Source organism: Bacteroidales bacterium (genome assembly GCA_018334875.1).
Taxonomy (GTDB): Bacteria; Bacteroidota; Bacteroidia; order Bacteroidales; family UBA12077; genus JAGXLC01.
Genome location: JAGXLC010000019.1, coordinates 22,450 through 29,639, shown reverse-complemented (window position 1 = coordinate 29,639; position 7,190 = coordinate 22,450). Strand labels below are relative to the sequence as shown.

Sequence of the window (7,190 nt, the reverse complement as noted above, 5' to 3'; positions counted from 1 at the left end):
TCAAACTACCGGGGACAATCTTATTAAACAAAATCTAATGGATCTTATACTTTCTCCAACGTGCCTTCCATCTCTACACCTGCTTTGGAAAAAAGCACCCCTACAGGGCATGCTTTCTCGGTGTTTTCCAAACATTTCTTCAGTCTTTCTTCTGATGCATCTGACTTAACCCTTACCGTATATTTAACCTTTTCAATGGTATCGGAACCTTTGTCGGCATCCATTTCCACTTCCACCCTTTCGACATTGAGCCGCATTTTATCGGCTACCTTTTTAAAAATGGTAGAAATACAACCTGCCAGGCTCATCACAGAAAGTTCCAGTGCACTGGCTCCTACGTCTGTTGCATCAGGCAAATCCGTTACTACAGCATGATTCCGTCCGTTATCAATTACCGATTGATATCCATCTACCAATACTGATTTCGATTTCATATACTTTTCCTCCTTTTTTAAAATTTAAAGCCTGCAAATAAAATTCAATGGTTGCAAAAGACAAATGACTTTTAACATGAGTTTGATAAACGGATTGTGTTTTTCAGCAGCTACCAGTCGGACAACTTATCTAACGGGACAGGCTTCCCCTTTTGAAGAGAGGCGGTCCAGAGGAGATTGACTGTGATTGTAGCTTCAGGGGGCGTACTCTCCCCCACCCCCTCCCTTGACCAAGGGAGGGGAGCCGGTCCGTAGAAGACTTATAGGTATGCTGCATCTGGCTTTATAAATTTTTTCTTCGGCAATTACAGGAAAGCCTTTGACAATTCTACCAGACCGAGCTCCTCCCTTTTGAAGGGAGGCGGGGGAGAGTACGCCAACAAAGCAATGTAATCAAATCCTTCTATTTACACATATCCAAAATTTTCCTTTTGACCTTCTCTATATCATTCAGTTCTTCATTCTTTATTCTTAGTACTTTCAAATCTCTGTCTTTTAATATGAGCTCACGATCTTTATCACGTTCCTTTTGATATTCATGAATCTTTCCATCCAACTCAATAACAAGTTTGTATTTGGCACAATAAAAATCCGGTACAAAGAAAAAGTAATCGTTGCGGTTACTTTCATAAATAATCGGATGTTGCCTGAGAAACTTTATCCCATTCAACCTTTTGGCCCGGAGGACCTCCCAAAGCTTATACTCTGAAGGGGTATGATTTCTTCGTAATCTCCTTGCTATTTTCAGAATTTCCTGATATTGCATTTGTAATAGAATTTTAATGCAATATACGATTAATTGGAATAATAATTAACCTTTTGTGGTGATTAATAAAAATTGGTATCGGAATTTCTTGATATTCCGGTATAGCTTCAGGGGGCGTACTCTCCCCCACCCCCTCCCTTGACCAAGGGAGGGGAGCCGGTCCGTAGAAGACTTATAGGTATGCTGCATCTGGCTTTATAAATTTTTTCTTCGGCAATTACAGGAAAGCCTTTGACAATTCTACCAGACCGAGCTCCTCCCTTTTGAAGGGAGGCGGGGGAGAGTACGCCCCTTCGGAAAATTCTGAATGATTCGGCATTCATATGCCAGGTTTTAGCATTAGCGGTTTTACCGGTCAGACCCCTCGAATCGCTCCGACCGGTAGTCAATATTTCAAACGGGCACTGGGTACGGCATCCAAATCTTCAAATTCTCCCCGCATGTACTTATAATACCCCACTATGGCAATCATAGCTGCATTATCCATGGTATATTCAAAACGGGGAATATAAACATTCCACCCATATTTCCGGGCAGCATCATGGAGCGCTTGCTTCAAACCTGAATTGGCGGCCACACCGCCGGCTATGGCAATTTCTTTTATACCTGTAGTTTCAGAAGCCCGAATGAGCTTTTCCATCAATATATCCACGATGGTATATTGAATAGAAGCACAAAGATCACTGAAATGCTCGTGAATAAAATGTTCATTTTCCTTTACTCTGTCTCTGAGAAAATAGAGAAAAGCCGTTTTCAAACCGCTAAAACTGTAATTCAACTCCCCAATATTGGGTCGGGTAAACTCAAATGCATGGGGATCCCCTTCCCTTGCCTTTTTATCAATAACAGGCCCGGACGGATAAGGAAGGTTCATGATCTTTCCACATTTATCAAAAGCCTCACCTGCGGCATCATCAATGGTTTCTCCAATAACCTCCATGTCCAGATAATCCCTGACAACGGTCAACTGCGTATGCCCCCCACTTACCAACAGACATAAAAAAGGAAAATCCGGTTCAGCATGCTCCTCATTGCCGGGAGCCTTTATAAAATGGGACAAAATATGGGCCTGCAGGTGGTTCACCCCGATAAGAGGAATATCCCGGGCCAGAGCAAAAGCTTTTGCAAAAGAGGTGCCCACCAACAGTGACCCCAGTAATCCGGGTCCCTGTGTAAAAGCTACCGCATCGACCTCATCTTTTTTGACGCCCGCCTGCTTAAGAGCCTGATCTACGACAGGGATGATGTGTTGCTGATGAGCACGGGAGGCCAGTTCCGGTACAACACCTCCATAATTCCTGTGAACCTCCTGTCCCGAAATCACATTGGAATAAAGATAGGTATCCTTCAGTATAGCAGCAGAAGTATCATCACAGGAAGATTCTATTCCCAGTATCGTTACTCCCATTATTGGTATGGTTTATGCAGTTACTTTGAAAACTATTTTTTGTTTATTTGCGTTGTAATTACTAAGAATTTAAAACGGGCAAAGCTATTAAAAAAATATACAAAATATTACTCGTATTGTTTTTGGTGATTTTGATTTTGCCGGCAACCGGTTATTTTCTGATAAAAAATCAAAACGTTCAAAACTATATTGTTCACCAACTGTCCGAAGCGTTTTCAGAGAAACTGAATGCCCGTTTTGAGGTTAAATCAGCTTATTATACGCTCTTTAACAAGCTTGTGCTTGAAGATGTTTATCTGGAAGATCAGAGTGGCGACAGTCTGATTTACTCACAAAAATTGACGGGGCATCTTGATTTCCTTGACCTGAAAGACAGGGAGCTTTATTTCAGGGAACTCTCTATGGACAGCGCTACCATTCACCTGAGAAACGACACGGCTAAAAACATAAACATACGGTTCTTAATCGAAGCATTAAAAAGAAAAGATACAACCAAGCCCAGGATGCACATCCGCTGCAATAATATGGTAATAAATGATTCAAAAGTCTCCTACAACACCAACCTGCCCGAAAAAACAGATTATGGACTGGATTTTAACCACATGACCTTCCATGATTTCAACATTGAGGCTCGGAACCTTAATGTTGACAGCGGAAAGATTCACCTGGATCTCAACAATCTCTCATTTGAAGAAAAAAGCGGAATGAAGGTTTTTGATCTTCAATCAAGAATCAGGCTGAATAAACAAAAGCTAAGCATCAAAGACCTTGCCATGCGTACGCCTTATTCATTCTTTCAAACCGACTCAATTTTACTTCTACACGATCACTACAAAAATTTCAGGGATCCCTTAAATAAGCTAAAGTTGGATGTCGCCTTACGGGAATCGAATATCGCCTTCAATGACCTTGCCTATTTCTCATCCACTTTTCAGGATATTCCCAACCAAAACTTTGTGATATCGGGGAATATCAATGGCACCGTAAGCAATCTGAAGGGAGATAGTGTGTTTGTAGGCACCGGCAGGCAAAGTGAGTTGCTTACCGATTTTAGCCTTACCGGTCTTCCCGATATATCAAAAACTTACATGTATATCGAGGTCAATCGCCTTTATACCGGGATAAAGGATCTCGGACTCATTAATAATCTGCTGGGAAAAAAAGGCAACATCGCATTACCGGAAACTTTTCAAAACATGGGAAGAATCGAATACAAAGGCAACTTTACCGGATTTCTCGATGATTTTGTGGCCTATGGCAAATTCAACACCCAGTTGGGAGAATTTTCCACCGATTTACTGATACGCCCGAAAGAAACTCAGGCATTGGCCCTTGAAGGAAACCTGAAAACCCAAAATTTCAATATTGGGAGGATGCTTGAAAATGAAGAAAATTTTGGCAATATGAGCATGGATATTCAGGTTGAGGGATCTATTTTTCCCGATCAGGGCTTTCAGGCTCAAACCAATGGCATAATAAAAAGGCTGGAAATCAAACAGTATAACTACAAAAATATTCAAATCAATGGTTTTTTAACCGATAAGATGTATGACGGCGCCCTTTCCATCTCAGACCCAAACATCAAATTTGATTTCCAGGGAGGTATCGATTTTACAGGGGATGTACCAATTTTTGATTTCAATGCCAACCTGAAAGAAGCCAAACTAGACAAACTGAACCTGGCGGAAAAAGACACATCAGCCAGACTATCTTTCAGCTTAAATTCAAATTTCCGGGGCAACAATCTCGACAATGCCAGTGGAACCATTACCATGACCCAGGGCCAACTGGTGAAAAACAATCAAAAACTGAATTTTGATAACCTGCAGCTCGATGCCAAACACAGAAGTGATACCAACCGGATAAAACTCACTTCAGATTACATCAATGCAGAGCTCGTAGGTCACTATCAATCAACAACGGTATATCAGTCGCTCAAAAATATGGCATTCTCTTATATGCCTGTTTTTGTGGAACAAAAGGAAGATACCGCTGCGGTTAAGGCAAAAAACGATCTTGAACTGAACATCAACCTGAGCCATACCCAAAAAATTACGGATATATTTTTCCCGGATTTAAGTATACACGACAGCAGTCAGGTTAAACTGCAATATAATGAAAACGCGCAATCTTTCAACTTGACGGCAGAAACCAATAATTTCAATTATAAAGACTATAATTTTCAGAATGTTCGTATGGCCAGCCGCTCCCAGGACAGCATATTCTCCCTGGTATTCAGATTTGATAAGTTGAAAAGCCTGAACGGCAAGGAAAAAAGTTATTTTCACAACTTTGAGCTCAAGTCGTTAACCGGGGATAACAAATCCAAATTCACCATCAATTGGGTTGATCCTAAAGGCCAAACCACAAAAGGAGAAATCATTGCGCTTTTGGATATGGAAAGGTCCGAGATCACGAACAACATACGGACCAACCTTTATTTCTTACCCAGCGATTTAGACATACAAAACAACGAGTGGCAGCTTGCCCGCAGTTCCGTAACCATCGACACCACAAGCATATCTTTCAATAACCTCAGTTTTTATCACAAAAACCAGCACATGGAGGTTGACGGTAAAATAACAAAAGACCCCAGGGATACATTACATTTAGATCTTTCCGACATTCCCCTCGATTATGTGAATCTTTTCTTCCCGAAAGGGAACCTTAAATTTAACGGGATCATCAATGGACAGGCAAAATTCGCCGATCTTTACAATGCACCCACTTTCCATTCCGATCTTACTATAGATACCTTGCTGATTAACGACAATAAGATCGGGAATACCCGCATCACCAGCAAATGGATCAACAACAAAGAGGAACTTGGACTTAACGTTTTGAGCAAAAGAGGTGACCTTAAAACTGTGGATTTGAACGGGGAATATGATCCTTCCACCCAAAGTTTACAGTTTGACGCCAATCTCGATAAAGTAAGGATGGGAATCCTGAACCCCATTCTCCAGAAATCCTTTTCTGATTTTAACGGAGCGCTCAGTGGATATCTTAAATTATCAGGCACCTTGAACCATCCTTTATTCAACGGAAGACTTTTGGCTCACAAGACCTCCTTCACCATCGATTATTTGCAAACCCGTTATAATGTCACCTCTGAGCTGGATGTTACGGACAACAAAATAAATTTTGACAGCATAACCGTAACCGACGAAGCAGGAAATCAGGCACAGGTAAACGGTCAACTCAATTTTCATTCCTTCAGTAACATTGATTACAATTTCAACATTGATGCACAAAAACTAAGGGCACTCAATACCACCGGTTTTGACAATACCATCTATTACGGAGAAGCCTTTACCTCAGGTCCGGTAAGCATTCAGGGAAACACACAAACCAAAAACCTGAATATTGATGCTTCCCTGAAAACGGAAAACAACACACTGATCAATTTACCCATTGGCCAAAGGGGAAACAGTGAGAAAACCCGGTTCCTAACTTTCGCCGGTAAAAACAGCAACAGCGAGGTTCAGGAAACAAAGCAGGAAGAGGAATGGTTTACCAGCAATTTAACTGGTCTTGATCTGGAATTTGACCTTGAAGTAACATCCCAGGCCCAGACGCGCCTGATACTCGACCCGGATTTCGGCGACATTATCGAAGCGCAGGGTCGCGGGAATCTGAATATGGGGGTTGACAATAACGACAATTTCAGCATATACGGAGATTATAACATCGAAGACGGTACCTACTTGTTCTCGCTTCAAAATGTAATCAACAAAAAATTTGATATCCAGCAGGGAAGTCAGATCGTATGGAACGGCAAACCCCAGGATGCGGACATTGACATAACCGCTGTATACAGGCTCCGCACCTCCCTGAACAATCTATTAATGGACACTACAGAATATTATAAAAAACAAATTCCTGTGGACTGCAAAGTTCAATTAACCAATAAACTGAGGAGTCCCGACATCAACTTTGAAATCGATCTTCCAACTGCAGATGAAAGTACCGTGGCTCGGGTTAAAAGCGCCATAAGCAACCAGGAAGAATTGAACAAACAATTCCTTTCACTGCTCGTACTGAATACTTTTATGCCTTCGCAGCAATATATGGCAGGTCGCCCTGAAACCTTTGAAATGGGGGCTACAAGTATGGCCTTCACCACTGGTGAACTATTATCCAATCAATTGAGTCACTGGCTGTCCCAAATATCTTCCAACTGGAATGTCGGAGTAAATTACCAACCGGGGGATAAAATATCCAAAGATCAGGTAGAAGTGGCTCTTTCTACTCAATTGCTTAACGACCGGCTGATCATCAACGGCAATGTAGGAACATCCAATAAATATAACCAGTCAAGCGAATTTATAGGAGATTTTCGGGTGGACTGGAAGCTGACGCCCAACGGAAAGCTCAGACTCAAATTTTTCAACCGGAACAGCGATCGGCTGATCTATGAAGAAACCCGCTACATTCAAGGGGCCGGTCTCTTTTATAGAGAAGAATTTAACAGCTTCAAAGAACTGTTCAGGGATATTGCGAAAAAATTATCATTTAAAAACAACAAAGAAAAAAGAAGTAAAAATTAGTTTTATATTTTTGTCCCCAAAATTTAAAAGTG

At 41.4% G+C, this 7,190-nt stretch carries 4 protein-coding genes; 1 reads left to right on the top strand and 3 read right to left on the bottom strand.

What is annotated here, in order from left to right; all coding sequences use genetic code 11:
* Positions 1-44: 44 nt before the first annotated feature.
* The 3 genes from KGY70_03235 to tsaD form a co-directional block, all read right to left on the bottom strand.
* Positions 45-434 (bottom strand): OsmC family protein, encoded by a 390-nt coding sequence (locus KGY70_03235; protein MBS3774180.1) that lies wholly within the window; start codon positions 432-434, stop codon positions 45-47.
* A gap of 403 nt (positions 435-837) precedes the next feature.
* Positions 838-1,200, bottom strand: a complete 363-nt coding sequence (locus tag KGY70_03230; protein MBS3774179.1) for an endonuclease domain-containing protein — start codon at positions 1,198-1,200, stop codon at positions 838-840.
* A gap of 385 nt (positions 1,201-1,585) precedes the next feature.
* Positions 1,586-2,608: a tRNA (adenosine(37)-N6)-threonylcarbamoyltransferase complex transferase subunit TsaD gene (tsaD, locus tag KGY70_03225; GenBank protein MBS3774178.1), complete on the bottom strand. Its 1,023-nt coding sequence runs from the start codon at positions 2,606-2,608 to the stop codon at positions 1,586-1,588.
* A gap of 122 nt (positions 2,609-2,730) precedes the next feature.
* On the opposite strand from tsaD, the gene KGY70_03220 reads away from it, so the two are divergent.
* Complete coding sequence (locus tag KGY70_03220; protein MBS3774177.1) at positions 2,731-7,158, top strand: translocation/assembly module TamB domain-containing protein; 4,428 nt, start codon at positions 2,731-2,733, stop codon at positions 7,156-7,158.
* The last annotated feature ends 32 nt before the right edge of the window (positions 7,159-7,190 follow it).

Excerpts from the sequence above, each read along its gene's own strand:
- KGY70_03235 (MBS3774180.1), bottom strand. The coding sequence starts at position 434 with ATGAAATCGAAATCAGTATTGGTAGATGGATATCAATCGGTAATTGAT.
- KGY70_03230 (MBS3774179.1), bottom strand. The coding sequence starts at position 1,200 with ATGCAATATCAGGAAATTCTGAAAATAGCAAGGAGATTACGAAGAAAT.
- tsaD (MBS3774178.1), bottom strand. The coding sequence starts at position 2,608 with ATGGGAGTAACGATACTGGGAATAGAATCTTCCTGTGATGATACTTCT.